Annotated in this window: 19 protein-coding genes and 1 pseudogene; 13 read left to right on the plus strand and 7 right to left on the minus strand. The window is 61.2% G+C overall.

What is annotated here, in order from left to right:
* Positions 1 to 11: 11 nt before the first annotated feature.
* Complete coding sequence (locus tag ACQ4LH_RS16290; RefSeq protein ID WP_430698115.1) at positions 12 to 1,622, minus strand: M28 family metallopeptidase; 1,611 nt, start codon at positions 1,620 to 1,622, stop codon at positions 12 to 14.
* Between the two features lie 382 nt (positions 1,623 to 2,004).
* Between ACQ4LH_RS16290 and yejK the strand changes: the two genes are divergently transcribed.
* Complete coding sequence (yejK, locus tag ACQ4LH_RS16295) at positions 2,005 to 3,012, plus strand: nucleoid-associated protein YejK (RefSeq protein WP_275960973.1); 1,008 nt, start codon at positions 2,005 to 2,007, stop codon at positions 3,010 to 3,012.
* 2 nt (positions 3,013 to 3,014) lie between these two features.
* A complete protein-coding gene (locus ACQ4LH_RS16300; protein ID WP_430698116.1) occupies positions 3,015 to 3,833 on the plus strand; it encodes a PPK2 family polyphosphate kinase in 819 nt (272 codons plus the stop codon).
* A gap of 38 nt (positions 3,834 to 3,871) precedes the next feature.
* Here ACQ4LH_RS16300 and ACQ4LH_RS16305 read toward each other — a convergent pair whose 3' ends face one another.
* The 3 genes from ACQ4LH_RS16305 to ACQ4LH_RS16315 all read right to left on the minus strand — a co-directional run bounded on the left by ACQ4LH_RS16305 (position 3,872) and on the right by ACQ4LH_RS16315 (position 5,699).
* Complete coding sequence (locus tag ACQ4LH_RS16305) at positions 3,872 to 4,807, minus strand: glutathione S-transferase family protein (protein ID WP_430698117.1); 936 nt, start codon at positions 4,805 to 4,807, stop codon at positions 3,872 to 3,874.
* 66 nt (positions 4,808 to 4,873) lie between these two features.
* Positions 4,874 to 5,191, minus strand: coding sequence for a GIY-YIG nuclease family protein (locus ACQ4LH_RS16310; RefSeq protein ID WP_430698118.1), 318 nt, complete (start codon positions 5,189 to 5,191; stop codon positions 4,874 to 4,876).
* A gap of 37 nt (positions 5,192 to 5,228) precedes the next feature.
* Positions 5,229 to 5,699, minus strand: a complete 471-nt coding sequence (locus tag ACQ4LH_RS16315) for a nuclear transport factor 2 family protein (protein WP_430698119.1) — start codon at positions 5,697 to 5,699, stop codon at positions 5,229 to 5,231.
* A gap of 121 nt (positions 5,700 to 5,820) precedes the next feature.
* Between ACQ4LH_RS16315 and ACQ4LH_RS16320 the strand changes: the two genes are divergently transcribed.
* The 5 genes from ACQ4LH_RS16320 (at position 5,821) to ACQ4LH_RS16340 (ending at position 10,144) form a co-directional block, all read left to right on the plus strand.
* The gene (locus tag ACQ4LH_RS16320; protein WP_430698159.1) at positions 5,821 to 6,768 is read left to right on the plus strand and encodes a GlxA family transcriptional regulator; all 948 of its coding nucleotides are present in this window, start codon (positions 5,821 to 5,823) and stop codon (positions 6,766 to 6,768) included.
* A gap of 99 nt (positions 6,769 to 6,867) precedes the next feature.
* Positions 6,868 to 7,821, plus strand: coding sequence for an ornithine cyclodeaminase family protein (locus ACQ4LH_RS16325; protein WP_430698120.1), 954 nt, complete (start codon positions 6,868 to 6,870; stop codon positions 7,819 to 7,821).
* Positions 7,821 to 8,948 carry an NAD(P)/FAD-dependent oxidoreductase gene (locus ACQ4LH_RS16330; protein WP_430698121.1) on the plus strand — a complete coding sequence of 376 codons (1,128 nt, stop codon included), beginning with the start codon at positions 7,821 to 7,823 and terminating at the stop codon, positions 8,946 to 8,948. Before ACQ4LH_RS16325 ends, ACQ4LH_RS16330 begins: the two co-directional genes overlap by 1 nt.
* Before the next feature lie 81 nt (positions 8,949 to 9,029).
* The gene (locus tag ACQ4LH_RS16335) at positions 9,030 to 9,662 is read left to right on the plus strand and encodes a helix-turn-helix transcriptional regulator (RefSeq protein ID WP_430698122.1); all 633 of its coding nucleotides are present in this window, start codon (positions 9,030 to 9,032) and stop codon (positions 9,660 to 9,662) included.
* 29 nt (positions 9,663 to 9,691) lie between these two features.
* Positions 9,692 to 10,144, plus strand: a complete 453-nt coding sequence (locus ACQ4LH_RS16340) for a hypothetical protein (RefSeq protein WP_430698123.1) — start codon at positions 9,692 to 9,694, stop codon at positions 10,142 to 10,144.
* 76 nt (positions 10,145 to 10,220) lie between these two features.
* Here the strand turns inward: ACQ4LH_RS16340 and ycaC are convergent, their stop codons facing one another.
* Positions 10,221 to 10,835, minus strand: a complete 615-nt coding sequence (gene ycaC, locus ACQ4LH_RS16345; RefSeq protein ID WP_430698124.1) for an isochorismate family cysteine hydrolase YcaC — start codon at positions 10,833 to 10,835, stop codon at positions 10,221 to 10,223.
* 187 nt (positions 10,836 to 11,022) lie between these two features.
* Between ycaC and ACQ4LH_RS16350 the strand changes: the two genes are divergently transcribed.
* Both ACQ4LH_RS16350 and ACQ4LH_RS16355 read left to right on the plus strand, forming a co-directional pair.
* Positions 11,023 to 11,955, plus strand: coding sequence for a LysR family transcriptional regulator (locus ACQ4LH_RS16350; RefSeq protein ID WP_430698125.1), 933 nt, complete (start codon positions 11,023 to 11,025; stop codon positions 11,953 to 11,955).
* Between the two features lie 40 nt (positions 11,956 to 11,995).
* On the plus strand, positions 11,996 to 12,415 hold the full coding sequence (locus ACQ4LH_RS16355; protein WP_430698126.1) for a group II truncated hemoglobin: 420 nt from the start codon (positions 11,996 to 11,998) through the stop codon (positions 12,413 to 12,415).
* A gap of 52 nt (positions 12,416 to 12,467) precedes the next feature.
* On the opposite strand, the gene ACQ4LH_RS16360 is transcribed toward ACQ4LH_RS16355, so the two are convergent.
* Together ACQ4LH_RS16360 and ACQ4LH_RS16365 are read right to left on the minus strand one after the other, a co-directional pair.
* Positions 12,468 to 13,244, minus strand: a complete 777-nt coding sequence (locus tag ACQ4LH_RS16360; protein WP_430698127.1) for an ABC transporter substrate-binding protein — start codon at positions 13,242 to 13,244, stop codon at positions 12,468 to 12,470.
* A gap of 325 nt (positions 13,245 to 13,569) precedes the next feature.
* A complete protein-coding gene (locus tag ACQ4LH_RS16365; protein ID WP_430698128.1) occupies positions 13,570 to 14,274 on the minus strand; it encodes a DUF6901 family protein in 705 nt (234 codons plus the stop codon).
* 146 nt (positions 14,275 to 14,420) lie between these two features.
* On the opposite strand from ACQ4LH_RS16365, the pseudogene ACQ4LH_RS16370 reads away from it, so the two are divergent.
* The 4 genes and pseudogenes from ACQ4LH_RS16370 to ACQ4LH_RS16385 form a co-directional block, all read left to right on the plus strand.
* Positions 14,421 to 14,642, plus strand: a pseudogene (locus tag ACQ4LH_RS16370) (PAS domain-containing protein); the annotation flags it as partial.
* 30 nt (positions 14,643 to 14,672) lie between these two features.
* On the plus strand, positions 14,673 to 15,704 hold the full coding sequence (locus tag ACQ4LH_RS16375; protein WP_430698160.1) for an ATP-binding protein: 1,032 nt from the start codon (positions 14,673 to 14,675) through the stop codon (positions 15,702 to 15,704).
* Positions 15,701 to 17,074 carry an HD domain-containing phosphohydrolase gene (locus tag ACQ4LH_RS16380; protein WP_430698129.1) on the plus strand — a complete coding sequence of 458 codons (1,374 nt, stop codon included), beginning with the start codon at positions 15,701 to 15,703 and terminating at the stop codon, positions 17,072 to 17,074. The genes ACQ4LH_RS16375 and ACQ4LH_RS16380 overlap by 4 nt, the downstream gene beginning before the upstream one ends.
* Positions 17,049 to 17,582 carry a response regulator gene (locus tag ACQ4LH_RS16385; protein ID WP_430698130.1) on the plus strand — a complete coding sequence of 178 codons (534 nt, stop codon included), beginning with the start codon at positions 17,049 to 17,051 and terminating at the stop codon, positions 17,580 to 17,582. The genes ACQ4LH_RS16380 and ACQ4LH_RS16385 overlap by 26 nt, the downstream gene beginning before the upstream one ends.
* The last annotated feature ends 42 nt before the right edge of the window (positions 17,583 to 17,624 follow it).

The raw sequence follows: 17,624 nt of genomic DNA on the forward strand, positions 1-17,624 counted from the left end.
ATTTCAGCCGATCACTTGATCCAGTGTTTACCCCAGTGGGTGATGTCGTAGCTCTGTGCACTACGCGCCACACTCTTCTCGGCCGTAGCGGCCTCGATCTGGTCATCCACCACTTTGGTGGAGAACGACAACCAGCTGGTCACAAAGGCCATCGCATCGCCGTTGATCTCCAGGGCACGCTGCGCGATGTTGTTCAGGTCATCGCAACTAGCGTGGTAGCAAGGGTCAAGCGCGATACCCGCCGTGCCGCCATAACGGGTTGCCTGCTCCGGGGTCTTCAACACCTCAGCACCGGTGAACAAACCACCGAAGGCGATGCCATCAAGGAAGAACTGCGCGTAATCCGAGCGGAAGGTGATCTCGTCGCCCTCAGAAGGCAGGCCGCGCAGTTTGTAGTACTCCTCAAACAGCTTCTCGATGGCTGCCGAACCGGGTGGGCCTTGCAGACCGAACGCAGAACCGTCGCCGTCATAGATGAAGTAGGCAAAGTTTGGCGAAGCGATCATGTCGAAGTTCAAGTACGCCTTGATCTTGCTCTTCTGCTCGGCTGGCAGCTGGCTGACATAGTAAGTCGAGCCGACCAGCCCTGACTCCTCAGCACCCCACCAGGCGAAGCGCAGCTTGTTCTTCGGCCGTACTTTCTGCAGCTGCAACGCCAGCTCCAGCAACGCGGCACTGCCTGATGCGTTGTCGTTGATACCTGCGCCCTCATACACAGAGTCGAGGTGAGCCCCGGCCATCACCACATTGTTGGCATTGCCGTGGCGACTCTCGGCGATAAGGTTGAAGGTCTGCGTGCGCTCGCGCACCACGTCGGCCAGCATGCGCACCTGGGTTTCAGTGCTCTGCGCCAGGCCAACCCCGACATCGTAGGTGGCGAAGAACACCGGGACACCGCCGGCATAGCTGTCGCCCAGGGTGGCGTTAAGCAGGCCCTTGCGGTCCTCGGTATCGCCCTGGTTGAAGATAATCACCCCTGAGGCTCCGGCCGCAGCGGCGTTCTCCGCCTTTATCTGAAAGTTACAGGTACCGCGCTGCAACAAGGCGATGGAACCGGAGGGGAAGTCGACAAAGTCCTCCGCCTCACAACCACTGCTGGACAGGTTGCCTGCGCCCAACGCGATATCCACAGCCGCCACTGGCGCACTGACGTCACCGTCTTCGGTTTGCGACAGGTAGGTGAAATCCACATCCCACTCAAACACCGCCGGCGTAGGCGCCAAGGCCTGCAGCTCGCCGGGCCCTTGCGGGTAATAGGCGGTAAAGGGGAATGGCTGAACCTCTACGCGATAGCCGGCACTTTCCAGGGTGGATTTCACGTAGTCGATTGAACGCTGGTAACCCGGCAAACCTGCAGCCCGATTGCCGCCATTGGCTTGGGCAATGTCCTTGAACATCTGCAGGTGAGTGGAGGTGTTGCTCGCCTGCATACAGCGCGGCAACCCCAATGTCGTGCTGTTGAGCAGGCCAAAACGACATTCCAGAGGTCCCAAGCGGGTCGGGCTCCAAAACGCATTAAACAGTTGGCTACTACTTTTGTTCGACTCTGCGAGCACCTCGCCCGAGATCGCCGCCAGTAGGCTTCCCACTATTAAGCCGCTTTTCACAATCTTGTTATGCATGCTGCCTCCAATCCATATATGGAGCTTTTAGGTGCGGCAGCGCTTGTGACACCGCCGCGATAGGTCCCTTTACTGCGTCGTGTGGACGCTACATAACCTAGACGTGGATATTCATCTGCGCGAATCGATATCTACAATTTTCTTGAAAATAAGAACTTATCGACGAACATGAGAGCAATTGGCCAGCATTGAGCCATTAGCTTATTGAGCTCCAGAAGCAGGTTTCGGGCGCGTTAACCGCCCGGCATGGCACGCGGGCAGATGGAGAGAGGCCTGTACTCAGGTAAACTCTGCGCACATTTTGTAGATCGGCTCTGTGTTGGCCTCGCCAACAACCGAGGAGCCATCACACACCCAGCGACTGACCTGAAGACCTAGCCCCATGCCGATCCGCCACTGCATCGTCCACCTGATCGACAAGAAGCCCGATGGCACGCCAGCCGTGCTGCATGCCCGGGACACCGAACTGGCCGCCTCGCAAGCCATCGAGAACATGCTCGCCGACCTCAACGAGAGCTATAACGCCAAGCAGGGCAAGGCCTGGGGGTTTTTCCATGAGGAGTCCGGGGCGTACCCGTTCAGCGGCTGGTTGAAGCACTACCTGGACGAGGGCCAGGACTTCGCTGCGTTCAGCCGCAAGGCCGTGGAGCAGCTGCAGAAGCTGATGGAAGAATCCAACCTGTCCACCGGCGGCCATGTGCTGTTCGCCCATTATCAGCAAGGCATGACCGATTACCTGTCGATCGCCCTGCTGCACCACAGTGAAGGCGTGGCGGTAAACGAGACGCTGGACGTAACCCCAGCCAAGCACCTGGATCTGGGCCAGCTGCACCTGGCGGCGCGGATCAATATCTCCGAGTGGCGCAACAACGCCAACTCCAAGCAGTACATCTCCTTTATCAAGGGCAAGAACGGCAAGAAGGTCTCGGAATACTTCCGCGACTTTATCGGCTGCCAGGAAGGCGTCGACGGCCCAGGCGAAACCCGCACCCTGCTGAAAGCCTTTAGCGATTTCGTGGAAAGTGAAGACCTGCCGGAAGAACAGGCCCGTGAGAAGACCAAGACCCTGGTCGGCTACGCCAGCAGCCAGGCCAAGATGGGCGAACCGATGACCCTGACCGAGCTGTCCGGGCTGATCGACGAAGAACGCCCGCAGGCCTTCTACAACCATATCCGCAACAAGGACTACGGCCTGTCGCCGGAGATTCCGGCAGATAAGCGCACCCTCAACCAGTTCCAGCGCTTTACCGGGCGCGCCGAAGGCCTGTCGATCAGCTTCGAGGCGCACCTGCTGGGCTCGAAAATCGAGTACGACGAAGGCACGGATACCCTGGTGATCCGCAACCTGCCGACGCAGCTCACCGATCAGCTTAAGCGCCGTAAAAACTAAGCATGGACCGCCTGCCGGATAACCTGTTGGATGCCTGCCGCTGTGACCCGGCAGCGCCCTTTGCCCAGGATCCGGCGCGCGATTTCGGCCTGAACAAGCAGGCGGCGCAGCTAGCCCTGGCTGAACTGCGCCCCTGGCTCAACCAGCAACAGCGCATGCTCTGGGCCAACCGGCGTAACGCCCTGCTGCTGATCCTGCAAGGCACTGACTGTGCCGGTAAGGATGGCATCATTCGCCGGGTAATCAGCAGCTTCGATCCCCAGGGCCTGCGCATTCACAGCTTTCAGAAACCCGATGCCTGCGAACAGCGCCATGATTTTCTCTGGCGCTACCAGCGGTGTTTGCCAGGGCTGGGCCTGCTCGGGGTATTTAACCGCAGCTACTACGAAGGGCTGATCAGCGATCCGCTGGATGGCCTATGTAACGCGGCCGAACTTCCTGCGCGCCAGCAGGCGATTCACACCTTCGAGGCGCAGCTGCTCAGCCAGTCGATTCAGCCGCTGAAATGCTTTTTGCAGCTATCCAAAGATGAACAAAAGCACCGCCTGCAAGAGCGCCTGGAACAACCGCATAAACGCTGGAAACTGCACAGCAGTGACCTGCAGTCCTATCGCGAATTCGAGCTACGCCAGCAGCGCTGGGCCGACCAGTTAACGGCCAGCCATAGCGACGCCGCGCCTTGGTATGCGATTCCGGCGGACCATCGCTGGTTACGCGACTGGCTGGTGGCAAGCCTGCTGGCTCGCGAGTTGGAACGTTTGCAGCTGGACTGGCCAGATACTCCGCCGCCGTTCAGCCTGAAAGATTTACAGCAACCATAAGCAACAATCGCGGGGCAGGCCCGCGATTGTCATCGTGCTTATAACGCCTTGATGGCAAAGCCCAGACGCGGGAAATGCACGTGCACAGTGCCGGCACGTTCATCCTCGCGGCGCAGGATTAGTTCTTCAGCGCCAGCGAACACGAGCTCACCCTCTACCGGGTCGACACCGTAATCGGTGGCAGCAATCTGCACCCGCTGACCGACCACGAAGCCGTTGGGTTCGACAAACTGCTCATCCGGCAGGGCCGCCGGCGTCGCAGCACGGGCGATCGCGATAGCTTCTTCTGCGCTCAACGCACTGGACGCACCGTGACCGAAGCCCAGCACGCGACCTAGCCAGGCGCTGACATGCGGATAGGCGTCGACCAGCGGCGCGGTCACCGGGGTGCCTTTGAGGAACCACAGACAATGGGCCAGAGAGAAGTCAGCAATCGACGGCTCACCGAACAGGAAGTCGCCCTCCTCGCGCGCCAGTTGCTGCTCCACCCGTGCCATCAGCGACGGCCAGTTGTGCTTGGCGACCTCAGCAGATAGACGCGTGGCGCTGCCGCCGCTGAACAGGCCGGCACGGTCGGCGATAAAGGCCTTGATCGCCTCCGGCGGCAGCTTGCCGAAACGCACGGCCACCGACTCCGGCTGAAACACCAAGCTCACCGCATGCTGAAATATCAGCGAATCAACCCACTGGGCAAAGCTCGCTGCGACGAATTCCTGACCCTCCGGAAACAGCGCTGGGATAGCCTTCTCCGCGTCCAGACGACGCGCAATCAGCGCGGTATCACAGTAGATATCGGCCCCCACCTGCAGCACCGGGGTCTTGCGATAGCCGCCGGTCAGCGCCAACAGATCGGGTTTGGGCATGATTCGCGGAATTTCCACCGAGCGCCAGGACAGCTGCTTGAAGCCCAGCATCAGGCGCGCCTTCTCGGCAAAGGGTGAGGCATCGTAGTGGTGCAGGATCAACTCGTGCATAACAGGCTCCGCTGCAATCAGATAAAGGGACCAGCTTAACCCTGCACAGCGCTGCAGCCTACCCGGCTAGGCTGATGATGCTTTATCAGCCGCAACGATAACCGCGGTCGCCACCAAGGCTTCCTTGGCCGCCTTGGCCAAGGCCTTGATCGCCCGCTCGCGACGCAGCGCATCACCTTTGCCGGCACAGCTTTCGATATACACCAGGGCCTGCGCCGGGCTGGAATGGAAAAAACGCGCACCCTTGCCGCTCTGATGCTTGGCGAAGCGCTTGTGCGGATCGTCGCTGATGCCGCAGTACAACGCTCCATTGGCCGCCCGCACCAGATAGACAAACCAGGGTTTGGCGGCAGGTGTTTCAGGCGCAGAAGAGGAGTCAGGCATCAGTTAAATCGGCAGGTAATTAACACGGCTGCCGAGCTTAACGACTCTTTTGAAAGGCGGCTAACCCTTTGCCCGCCTGCTGGCGAATGGCGTTCTGCACAAAAGGCGCCCAGCCCAGCAGGCGACCTTTAAGACCTAGCGCCTGGCCGGCCCAGCGCCAGAGGTCGAAGTGATCGCAGTGCTCGCAGATCTTGCCGTCGCGAAAGCGGAAGTTGGCCTCGATATGGTTGACCACCTGATTGCCGGTCTGGCTAAAGGTATAGGTCGCCACCCAGCGCGCACGCCCGGAATGATCATCCGCCGCCACGCCGTCAAAGGTCAGGGAAAAGCCCTGAGCCTTGGCGCAGAGCATGCGCCACATATCACCGGCAGCCGCACCGCGCAGGTCGGTAAACACCGGGTCGCTGAACTGTACGTCCTCGCTGTAACAGCTGGCCATGGTTTCGGCATCCAGCTGCTGGAAGGCTTGGTAGAAACGGGTGATCAGCGCGGCGTTGGGGTGAGTCATGGGGCGAACTCCGGTAGGGGACGTGCGAGCAGTATTGTCGTTAAATCACCACCGCGCGATTGGCGCAAAAGACATACTTGTGTCAATAATCGCCAAACCCTTGATCAAGCCTGAACACGTCATGCTGAAAATCGCTCTGTACGTCTGCCCGCAAACCGTGTGCTCCAGCCTGAGCATGGCCATGGACGCTTTTGTCCTGGCCAACCGCCTGGCCGAGCAGCGCCTGTTTGAATTGCAGCGCGTCAGCCTGGACGGGCAAGCGGTTGATCTGGGCTTTGCGCAGATCCAGGTCGATGGCGATCTGAGCCTGGCCGAGGATGCCGACCTGATTCTGCTCGCCGCCAGCGGTAGCGCCATCGACAGCACCCTGGCCGACAACGCCGCCTTGCTACCCTGGCTGGCGCAGCGCCCACCACGTCAGCAGTTAGCCAGCCTGTGCAGCAGCGCCTTTCTTCTGGCCGCTGCCGGTGTGCTCGACGGCCGCCGCGCTACCACCCATTGGGCGCTGGCAACTCAGTTCCGCCAGCGCTTCCCACAGGTCAATCTGCAGATCGAGCAACTGGTCTGCGAAGACGGCCACCTGCTCAGCTCCGGCGGCGCGCATGCCGGGCTCGATCTATGCCTGCACCTGATCGCCCAACATGGCGGCGACGGCCTGGCGCAGCAGGTGGCCAATGCCCTGGTCTTCGACAGCCAGCGCGGCCTGCAATCGCGCTTTGCCCCGCTGCTGCCACCGGCCAGCAGTGATTGCCAGCTCACTCCCGTGCTGCAGTGGCTGCACCTCCATCACAGCGAAGCCATCGACCTCAATCGCCTGGCCGCCCAGGCCAACTGTTCATCGCGCACCCTGCTGCGACGTTTCAAAGCCAGCACCGGGCTAACACCCAACGATTATCTGCAGCGTGTACGCATCAGCGCTGCGCAGCGCGCCCTGCGCAGCCCGGCGTCATTGGAGCAGATCGCCGAAAAGGTCGGTTATGCCGACCGCGCCACCTTTGCCAAGCTGTTCAAGCAGCTCTGCGGGGAAAGCCCAGGGGCGTTTCGCAAGCGCCTGCGTCAACCAGGCTAAACGTCGCAGCAACGTATCAAGATGCCGCGCCAGCGCTTGTCGAAAAAGACCATAAAGTCCAGAATGGATTTAATTGTTTAATTCGTTACGGAGCTGCCCATGTCGACCACCCCTTATGTGCTGGATAAAACCGCCGCCGAGCAGCTGCTGGCACAGGTCGATGTGCACCAGGCTATGGTCGCCATGTTCCGCGAGCTAGCCGCCGGTAATGCGGTGCAGCCGGCGCAGCAACTGGTGGAGTTTCCCAATGGCGGCGGCGACTTTATCAACTACCTCGGCGTGCTCGCCGGGGCCGGCGTGTATGGGGTGAAAACCTCGCCCTATATCGTCCGTGAGCAAGGCCCGCTGATTACCGCCTGGACCCTGCTGATGTCGATGCAGACCGGCCAGCCGTTGCTGCTGTGCGATGCCGGCAGCCTGACCACCGCGCGCACCGCCGCCACCACCGCCGTGGCCGTGGATGCCCTGGCCGCGCCAGAGGCCAGCCGCCTGGCGGTGATCGGCAGCGGCGCCGTGGCCCAGGCACATGTGCATTACGCCAAACAGCGGCGCCCCTGGCAGAGCATCCGCATCTACTCCCCAGGCCTGGCCGGCAAAACCGGTGCGCAGCTGCTCAAGCTGCAGCAACTCGACCCACGCATCCAGCTGTGCGCCAGCCAGGCAGACGCCATTCGCGATGCCGACGTGGTGATGCTCTGCACTTCCTCGGCGAAACCGTTGCTCGACCCAAGCGAGCTGGATAAACCGGCGCTGATCACCTCGATCAGCACCAACGCCCCGCGCGCCCATGAAGTAACGCCCGCCAGCCTGCTGAATATGGATGTCTACTGCGACTACCGCAGCACCACGCCAAACAGCGCCGGGGAAATGTGCCTGGCCAGCGAGCTGGGCTGGAGCAGTACCAATATCCTGGGTGATCTGGCCGAGCTCATCAGCGGTAAGGCCGTGCGCCCGGACTACCGCCGCTCGGTATTTTTCCGCTCCATCGGCCTGGGCCTGGAAGATGTCGCCCTGGCCCACGCGCTGTACCAGCTCAAGCAGGAGACCTGCTGATGCACCAGGCGGACTACCTGATCATCGGCGCCGGCATTGCTGGCGCCTCGACCGGTTACTTTCTCGCGCCCCATGGCAAAACCATCCTGCTGGAGCGCGAGCAGTTGCCGGGTTACCACTCCACCGGCCGCTCCGCCGCGCTCTATACCGTGGCCTACGGCACGCCCCAGGTACGCGCCCTGACCGCCGCCAGCCGGGCGTTCTACGATGCGCCCCCGGCCGGCTTTGCCGAACACCCGTTGCTGAGCCCGCGCGGCGAACTGGTGGTGGACTTCACCGGCGACGCCGCCGAGTTGCAGCGTCAATTCGACAGCGGCAAAGCCAGCGTGCCGGAGATGCGCCTACTCAGCGCCGATGAAGCCTGCGCCATAGTGCCAGTACTGCGCCGCGACAAGGTGCAGGCCGCCATGCTTGACCCCAGCGCCGCCGATATCGACACCGACGCCCTGCACCAGGGCTACCTGCGCGGCATTCGCCAGCAGGGCGGGGAAATCCACAATAGCTGCGAAGTGCTGCGCATCCAGCGCGACGGCGACGCCTGGCTGGTTGATTGTGGCAGCACGCAATACCGCGCCAAGACACTGATCAATGCAGCCGGCGGCTGGTGCGACCAGATTGCCGCCCTGGCTGGTGTGGCGCCTATCGGCCTGATCCCAAAACGTCGTGCGGCCTTTACCTTTAACGGCCCGGAGGGCATCGACTGCCATGCCTGGCCCTGTGTGGTCAGCCTGGATGAATCCTTCTATTTCAAACCCGATGCCGGCCTGCTGCTCGGCTCGCCCGCCAACGCCGACCCGGTCGAGCCCCACGACGTACAACCGGAAGAGCTGGATATCGCCCTCGGCATCTACCAGATCGAAGAACACACCAGCCTGAGCATTCGTCGCCCAGCGCATACCTGGGCCGGCCTGCGTTCCTTTGTCGCCGATGGCGATCTGGTCGGCGGCTTCGACCCGCAGGTGCCGGGCTTCTTCTGGGTCGCGGCCCAGGGTGGCTATGGCATCCAGACCTCCGCCGCCATGGGCATGGCCTGCGCCGCCCTGGCCCGTGGTGAGCCACTGCCCGAACACTTGCGCCAGTTTGGTTTAACTGAGGCCATGCTCTCCCCTGTCCGCCTGCTCAAATAATCAGTCGCAGCGCCCGAGGATGACGCCTCGGGCGCTTTGCGGCACACTCGCAACGCCTCCCAAGCCCGAAGAGTTAGCCGCATGACGCCGCCCCGCCCTGCCCCCGAGCTGGACAACTACCGCACCATCGCCGACGCCATCGCCACGCTGTTCTTCCCCCACGCCGAAGTGGTGCTGCACGACCTGCGCACGCAAAAGGTCGACTACATCGCCAACAACATCTCCAAGCGCGTGATCGGCGATGACGCAGCGTTAGAGGACATGCTTAGCGGCGAAATCGACGAACGCACCATCGGCCCCTACGAAAAGCTCAACTGGGATGGCCAGAAAATCCGCTCGGTCAGCAGCGTACTGCGTGATGCCAACGGCACGCCCATCGCCGTGCTGTGCATCAACCTGAATATCTCGATGTTTGAAACCGCCAAGCAGGCGCTGGAGCTGTTTCTCTCCTCCAGCAAGCTGGTGCCACAGCCCGACGCACTGTTCCGCGACGACTGGCAGGAGCGCATCAACACCTTCCTGCACAGCTGGTTGCGCCAACGCCAGCTTGGCCTCAACCTGCTAACCCGTGAGCACAAACGCGAGCTGGTCGAAGCCCTGCACGCCGAAGGCGCCTTCAAAGGCAAAAGCGCCGCCAACTACGTGGCCAACGTGCTGAATATGGGCCGCGCAACGGTGTACAAACACCTCAAAGAGATCAAGGGCGAGGCCTGAGCCCGCTCATTCGGCAAGGACTGCCAGACATGCAACGCTTTCTCGGTTTTATCCTCATAACCATTCAAGCACTGGGCATTCCGCTGGTAGCCGGGTTGTTTATCTGCGCCGTCACCGGTGAGCCGCGTCGCACGCTGGAATGGCCATTTTTAATCGATGTCGATTACCCGCTGCTGGAAATCCTGCTGCTCTCGCTGCCCAGCATATTGCTCTACGCCGCTCTAATCAGAGTGCTGAAAAGCCGCCGCTGGCGAGCTGCCAGCTTTGTTCTGCTCGCTGTACTTGCGGCCTATTTCAGCTGCGTAGTTTTCGCCCAGGCATTTGGCAATACCTGGACGCAGTCAGAAATTTTCTTCGCGCTGTTTCTCGGCCACCTGCACCTACTTGCAATCGCCCTGCTACCCGGCCTGCTGCTGTGGTGGTTTATAGATGGACTCCGCACGGTGATGTGCATGCGTCTGGCCGCATGCCGCGGCGATTGAGCTTCAACCGCCCGGCATATCTAAGTAAAGGCCAATAGAAATACAACTTAAACGACCCAGAGCAGGGCCGCTGCTGTCACTTCTGGCTGTAGCTCTGAATCAGGTTGGCATAGGCCGGCAGGTGGCCACCGAGGATGCCGCCAAACCCTTCGATATCGTTGCGCCAGTCACGGTGCAACTCACAGCCAACGCTGAACCAGTTGAGCATCTGTGCACCGGCATGGGCCATGCGCATTAGGGCCGCGTCACGCACGCTAGTGTTGAAGGTGCCCGAGGCATCGGTTACCACAAACACTTCGTAGCCGGCTTCCAGCGCCGACAGCGTCGGAAAGGCCACACACACGTCGGTCACCACACCCGCGATGATCAACTGCTTGCGCCCGGTCGCCTTGATCGCGTTGACGAAGTCTTCGTTGTCCCAGGCGTTGATCTGCCCCGGGCGAGCGATATAGGGCGCATCGGGAAACAGCGCCTTGAGCTCGGGCACGATCGGCCCGTTCGGGCCGCTCTCGAAGCTGGTGGTGAGGATGGTCGGCAGTTTGAAGAACTTGCCGATATCCGCCAGCGCCAGCACATTGTTCTTGAACTCATCCGGGCTGTAATCGCGCACCAGCGAAAGCAGGCCGGCCTGATGATCGATCAAAAGCAGAACGGCCTCATCCTTGTTCAACCGGTTGTATGTAAACGCCATGGTTTAACCTCCTGTGTAATAAACAATACGGACAGATGCCGACGAGGCGCTGCCGTGGGCTTTCAGCTTAGTGCGCAGAGCGCGGCCTAACCTCCCGGCTGCGGCCGAAATGGCTTTTCGATAAACGCGAACAATGCCTACCGGTAACCGCGGTTATCCTTAACCAATCCCCCTTCCAGAGAGCGCCATGAAGCTGGATCTGCAGGAAATCGAGACATTTATCCAAGTGGTCGAGCACGGCAGCGTCAGTGTGGCCGCCGACCGTCTGTCGATCTCCAAATCGGTGGTCAGTAAACGCCTGAGCGATCTGGAAAAACGCCTGGAAGCCAAGCTGCTGTTCCGCTCGACGCGCAAAGTGACACCTACCGAAAACGGCGTGCAGTTCTATCAGCAAGCCAAAGCGGCGGTGGCGGGTCTGCACGACGCGGCCGAAGCCGCCGCCTTCACCGACAACGGCCTGTGCGGCACCCTGCGCATCCTTGCGCCGATGAGTTTCGGCACACTCTGGCTGGCTCCGCTGATCGCCGACTTTATGCAGCTGCACCCACGCATCCAGGTGGCGTTGCAGTTGGACGACCGCGTTACCGACTTCGAACGTGAAGGCTATGACCTGTGCCTGCGCGTTTCGCGCCTCCGCGACAGTGCGTTGATTGCTCGCCAACTGGCTGTCAGCCCGCGCGTTCTCTGTTGCAGCCCGGAATATGCGGCGCGCCATGGCACGCCGAGCACCGCCGCGCAGATTCTCGAACATCCCTGTATTGGTTACTGCAATGTCGCGGCGGGCCAGGTTTGGTCGTTCGAGCCACTTGATGCGCCCGGCGAGCCAATCACCCTTGCACCCCAGGGCCGCTTTACCAGCAACAATGGCGAGGCCATGCGTGATATGGCCCTCCGTGGTTTAGGGCTGACCGTGCTACCGGCCTTTATCGTCCAATCACAGATTGCCAACGGCTCGCTGCTGGCTCTGGAGCCTGGCGTGCGGCCAACCGATGATCAGATCTACGCGCTCTACCCGCGTTCCAGCCGCGCCTCGCCCAAGGTGCTCGCGCTGTGCGACTTCCTCCATCAGGCCCTTGCCGCGCAACCCTGGACGCAGAAAAGCTCAGCTGCTGATACATGACACACCGTTACACTGCGGGCTTTACCCAGGAGAGCAGTCGATGCAACAGGTTGCGGTTTACGGTGTAGGCGATGCGTCCTATCAGGCTGCCGGCGGAATCGAGGGCCTGCGTCGCCTGGTTGCGGACTTCTACCGGTTGATGGATGAGTTGCCCGAAGCCGCAGAGTTGCGCCAGCTGCATGGCGAAAGCCTGGCGCTGGCAAGTGACAAACTGGCCTGCTTTCTCAGCGGCTGGCTCGGTGGTCCCAAGTTGTTCAGCGAGAAATATGGCTCAATCGCCCTCCCGGCCTTTCACGCCCAGTGGCCAATCAGCGAGCAGCTAAGCCTAAGCTGGCTCAGCTGTATGGCGCAGGCCATCGCCCTGCAGCCCTTTGCGCCAGCGTTTGCCGAGTACCTGCTGACCCAGTTGCGCGTGCCGGCCCAGCGAATTGTGCAGGCCAGCCGTAATCGGCACGGCTAGCCCGAGATATAAAAAAGCCGCGCACTGCGCGGCTTTTTTGTGCCCGGCGGAATCAGTCGCCGTAGATATCGAAGGTGAAGTACTTGGCCTGAATCTTCTGGTATTCGCCGCTGGCGCGAATCGCCTGGATGGCGGCATTCAGCTTGCCGAGCAGTTCAGCGTCGCCCTTGCGCACGGCGATACCGGCGCCTTCTCCGAAGTATTTCGGGTCGGTAAACGCCGGGCCGACGAAGGCGAAGCCCTTGCCGTTGTCGGTTTTCAGAAAGCCTTCATCCACCGGGATGGCGTCGGCCAGGGTGCCGTCCAGGCGCGCGGAGATCATGTCCAGGTAGATTTCGTTCTGCGAGCTGTAGCGCACCACTTCAACCCCTTGCGCGGCCAGCACTTCACTGGCGAAACGGTCGGTGGTGCTCGAACGCTGCACGCCGATGCGCTTGCCCTTGAGGTTGCTGAAATCGGAGGCGACTTCGCTGCCGGCCTTCATCACCAGGCGCGCCGGGCTGTAGTAGTACTTGCCGGTGAAATCCACCGATTTGCGCCGCTCATCAGTGATGGTCATGGACGACAGAATGGCGTCGACCTTCTTCACCTTGAGCGAGGGGATCAGGCCATCGAACTCCTGCTCGACCCATTGGCACTCAGTCTTCATCTCGGCGCACAGAGCGTTGCCAATATCCACGTCAAAACCGGCGATCTGGCCACTGGCTTCCTTGTAGGCGAATGGCGGATAGGCTGCCTCGATACCCAGGCGCAAGGGTTTGTCTGCGGCGAACAGACTGGATGCAATCAGGCTCAGGGCGATGCCGCCCGCCAGGACGATTTTCTTCATTGTGCGGATTCCTGCTGAGGGAGTGACAGGCCCACGCCACCTGGCATTGCTGCGCAGGTCGAGCGGGCAACGACGGTTGCTGCAAGACAGAAGAAAGACGCGTCAGGTTTGCACCTGAGCGAGAAGCGATGGCTGAGTAGCACGCATGGACGGGTCATATGCCAGCCTCGATTTATACTTTAAATTCCATACTGGACTTATATGTACAAGTCGTCAACCACCCACCAAACAGTTCCAGCACAATCCGCTGACCGGCATCGGTACAAGATGAAATGAGGCTTTCAGGGTTATGCGGCGCAGACGTTAACCAAGCCGGCTCTGCCCGCTAAGCCGGCGGATCGCCTTCAAGGTACTCAGAAAAGAAGCGGTCGAGCTGACCATCGTACTGGTCGAGGCTGTAGAGGGTGTCGGCGGCCAGAAGGTCGAGCAGGATCAGCCCATTGATGCTGGAATCCTCCTCGGCGGCGCTGCGCAGACGTTGGGCCATACCCAGATTAACCTGACGCAGGTTGCGGTAGACCGTACGCAGCCCTTGCAGGTCCCAGTCCGCAGCCTGGCCATGCTGCGTGCGCAGGTACTGGCCCAGCAGGTAGCTGCCCAGCACGCGAAACAAGGTTTCATCGCTGCCGCTGAACGGCTGATGGAACCAGGCCATGGCCTTGAGCAGCCGGGTATGCGGGCAACCGCTGGCTGCACCGATGGCCCCCAGCAACGAGCCAACCGCGCGCTGCAAGGTGGTGCTCTGGCTAATTTCCCGGTCACGCCAGCGCACCAGCACCTCAACCGGCGCGAAGGAGGCATGGCTGGAAAGCATGCTGATCGGTTGCTGCAAGGCCGCAGCGAAGGGACAGAGCTGGCTTTCTTCGACTGACAAGGGGCAGTGCGCGCACTGCTGAAAGTCCAGCCGCGTCCAGGCTGCCGCCTCGGCAGGAGCGGCCTGCCCCTGCAGATCGACGACGTGCTCGAGCGCCTGGCCGTCAGCGAAGGTGAAGCGGTAGCTAATCAGCCTGTCACTTTCGACATGTGGCATGGTCTAACCTCACGTCTTGGCTTAACAGCGCAGGAGATAGCCTCTCGCCACACAGCATATTTATGGCGCCTGGATTCTGGCTACCCTGAGTGATTCGACTAATACTCTAGCCCAAGAGTCCAGTCATGCTGCTAAAGGAGCTTGCGATGGAAGGATTCACGGCTCAACTGCTCTGCGCCCTGATCGGCAATATCCACCTTGGGATCATAGTGCTGGATAGGAATCTGCGGATTCAGTACTGGAACCAGTTTGTCAGCGAACGCTGCGCCACGCCCCTCGAACAGGCATGCGGACGGCCTCTGGCCGAAGTATTCCCGGAAGCCAATTCCGCCGAATTCAGCCACAGCATCGAACTGGCCCGTGACAAGGGCCGACACGTCTACAACCACTGGCTGCAAATGCCCCCGCTGCAACTGCAGACCGCCGGAGCCGAGCCCAACCTGCTGGCCTTGCAAAGCACCCTGCTGTTCCCCTTCGCCACTCCGGATGCGGCCGGCCATTTTGGCCTGGTGGTGTATGACACCGGCGCCGTCACCCAGGGCAACGAACAGCTGCGCGCCGCACTCAAGGCTCTGGGCAGCAAACAGGCCGAGCAGGACCAACTGCTGCGCAAGCTGGAAACCGCCAATAGCCAACTGCTGCAATCGGAAAAAATGGCGGCCATCGGCCAATTGGCCGCCGGAGTCGCCCATGAAATCAACAATCCCATCGGCTATGTGTTTTCCAACCTCAAGACCCTCGACGGCTATGTGCGCGACCTGCTGAAGATCGCCGATGCGGTGGATACGGCAGGCGATCTTGATGAACTGCGTCAACTCAAGCGCCAACTGGAATACGACTACATCCGCGGCGATGTGGCAGCGCTGATCAGCGAATCGGAAGACGGCATCGACCGGGTCACGCGGATCATCAGCGCGCTCAAGGACTTCTCCCATATCGACGAGGAGGAATTCCGCCCGGCCGACCTGCACCGGGGCCTGGACACCACCCTCAACGTGGTCAACAACGAGCTCAAGTACAAGGCCGAGGTGATCAAGGAGTACGGCGAGCTGCCCGAGGTCGAGTGCATCCTGTCGCAGATCAACCAGGTGACGATGAACCTGCTGGTCAATGCCGCCCACGCCATGGAGCAGTTCGGCCGCATCACCCTGCGCACCGGCTGCGATAGCGACTGGGCCTGGATCGAAGTTGAAGACAACGGCAAGGGCATCGAGCCCAAACTGCTCAACCGCATCTTCGAGCCCTTTTTCACCACTAAACCGGTCGGCAAAGGTACGGGTTTGGGTTTGGCGCTGTCCTACAACATCGTGCAGAAGCATAACGGCCGCATCGAGGTATACAGCCAGCCGAATATCGGCACGCGCTTTCGCATCAACCTGCCGATTCGTCAGGCCAATGCCAGGCCACAACCGGACGTAGCCCAGCCATGAACGCAGCCGAGAATCCGCAACTCGCCACCCTGCTGCTGGTCGATGACGAGGAGAACATCCTCAACAGCCTGCGCCGGGTGCTGCGCAACGAGCCCTACAAGCTGCTGACCTGCAACAGCGGTGAAGCGGCCCTGCAGCTATTCGCCGAGCAGCCTATCGACCTGGTGATTTCCGATGCGCGCATGCCGGGCATGGACGGCGCGGCGCTGCTGGCCCAGGTACAGCAGCACTGGCCGGACTGCCTGCGCATCCTGCTGACCGGTTACGCCGACCTGACCACCACGGTCAAGGCGATCAACGAAGGGCAGATCTACCGCTATATCAGCAAACCCTGGGACGACCACGAGCTGCGCCTGATCATCGGCCAGGCCCTGGCCTTCCAGCGCTCCGAACGTGAGCGGATGCGTCTCGAAGCCCTGACCCTTGAGCAGAACCTGCGCCTGCAGACGCTCAATGCGACCCTCGAGCAGCGCGTGCGCGACCGCACCGCCGAGCTTGAGCAAACCGCCGACATGCTCGACCTGGCCTACGCCGAACTGCGCAGAAGCTACGTCACCGCCACCGAAGTGTTCGCCAACCTGGTCGGCCAGCGCCTGAGCAAGGAGCAGCAGACCAATACCCAGGTGATCGCCCTGGCCAAGGCCTTCGCGGATTTCCAGCAACTCGACGAAAGCGCCAGTCATGACCTGACGATGGCTGCAGCCCTGTACAACATCGGCAAGCTGACCTGGGCCGACCACCTGCTGCAGAGCCCTTCCGACCTGTTGTACAAGGAGGAACGGGCTCGCTATCGGAAATACCCGGTGGTCGGCGAAAGCCTGCTGATGACCCTGGAGCCGGTGCAGGATGCCGGCCACCTGATCCGCCATCACCAGGAGCGCTGGGATGGCCAGGGCTACCCAGATCGCCTGGCGGGTGAAGCCATCCCCCTCGGGTCGCGCATTCTCAAGCTGGCGGTGGACTTTATCGAACTGCAGCGCGGCCTGGTGCTGGAGCGCCGGCTGAACCGCGACGAAGCCCTGCTGCTGATGCAGAAATACAGCGGCCGGCTCTATGACCCAACCCTTTGCGCGCACTTTATCGAACTGTGCACCACCCTGGCCCCCGATCTGGCCCTGGCCGATGCCAGCATCAGCGTCCTGGATAGCCGCCGCTTAGAGCCGGGCATGATCCTCGCGCGCGACCTCCATGCGGAAAGCGGCATGCTCCTGCTCAATCAGGGCAAGCCCCTGACCCTCGCGCTGATCGACAAGCTGATTGCCTTCGAAGCCTCCGAAGGGGGGCACTACACCCTGTTCGTGCGCAAGCCTGAAGTCGCGCAGGCGACACCCGAGGAAAGCCATGATGATCAAGATTCAACTGCTGGATGACGACCCGCATATCCTCAGCGCCCTGCAGCGGGTGCTACGCCCGCATCGCTGGGAGGTGCACAGCTACAGCGATGGCCAGGCGGCACTGGAAGCACTTACCGAGCACGAGTTCGCGGTAATCATTTCCGACTACCAGATGCCCAACCTGGACGGCATCACCTACCTGCAGTTCGCCAAGCAGCGCCAGCCGCATGCCATCCGCATGATGCTCAGCGCCCACGGCGATCGCCAGTCGATGATGCAGGCTATCAACCGGGCGGAAATCTACCGCTTCCTCTCCAAACCCTGGGACGACTACGAACTTGAAACCGCAATCAAGTCGGCCATCGACCTCTACGCGCTGCGCGTCGAAAACCAACGCCTGCTGGCCCAGGTGCGCAGCCAACAATCTGCCATCGACCTGCAGGAACAGGAACTGCTGCGCCTGGAAAACGAAAATCCCGGCATCACCCGGGTCAAACGCGACGCCCAGGGCATGATCCTGCTCGACCTCGACGAGCCGGAGTAACTATGCGCGGCGCATAAACCCTGCTGACTATGGTCTAAACGG

This window comes from Pseudomonas peli, from assembly GCF_050563605.1.
Lineage (GTDB): Bacteria > Pseudomonadota > Gammaproteobacteria > Pseudomonadales > Pseudomonadaceae > Aquipseudomonas > Aquipseudomonas peli_A.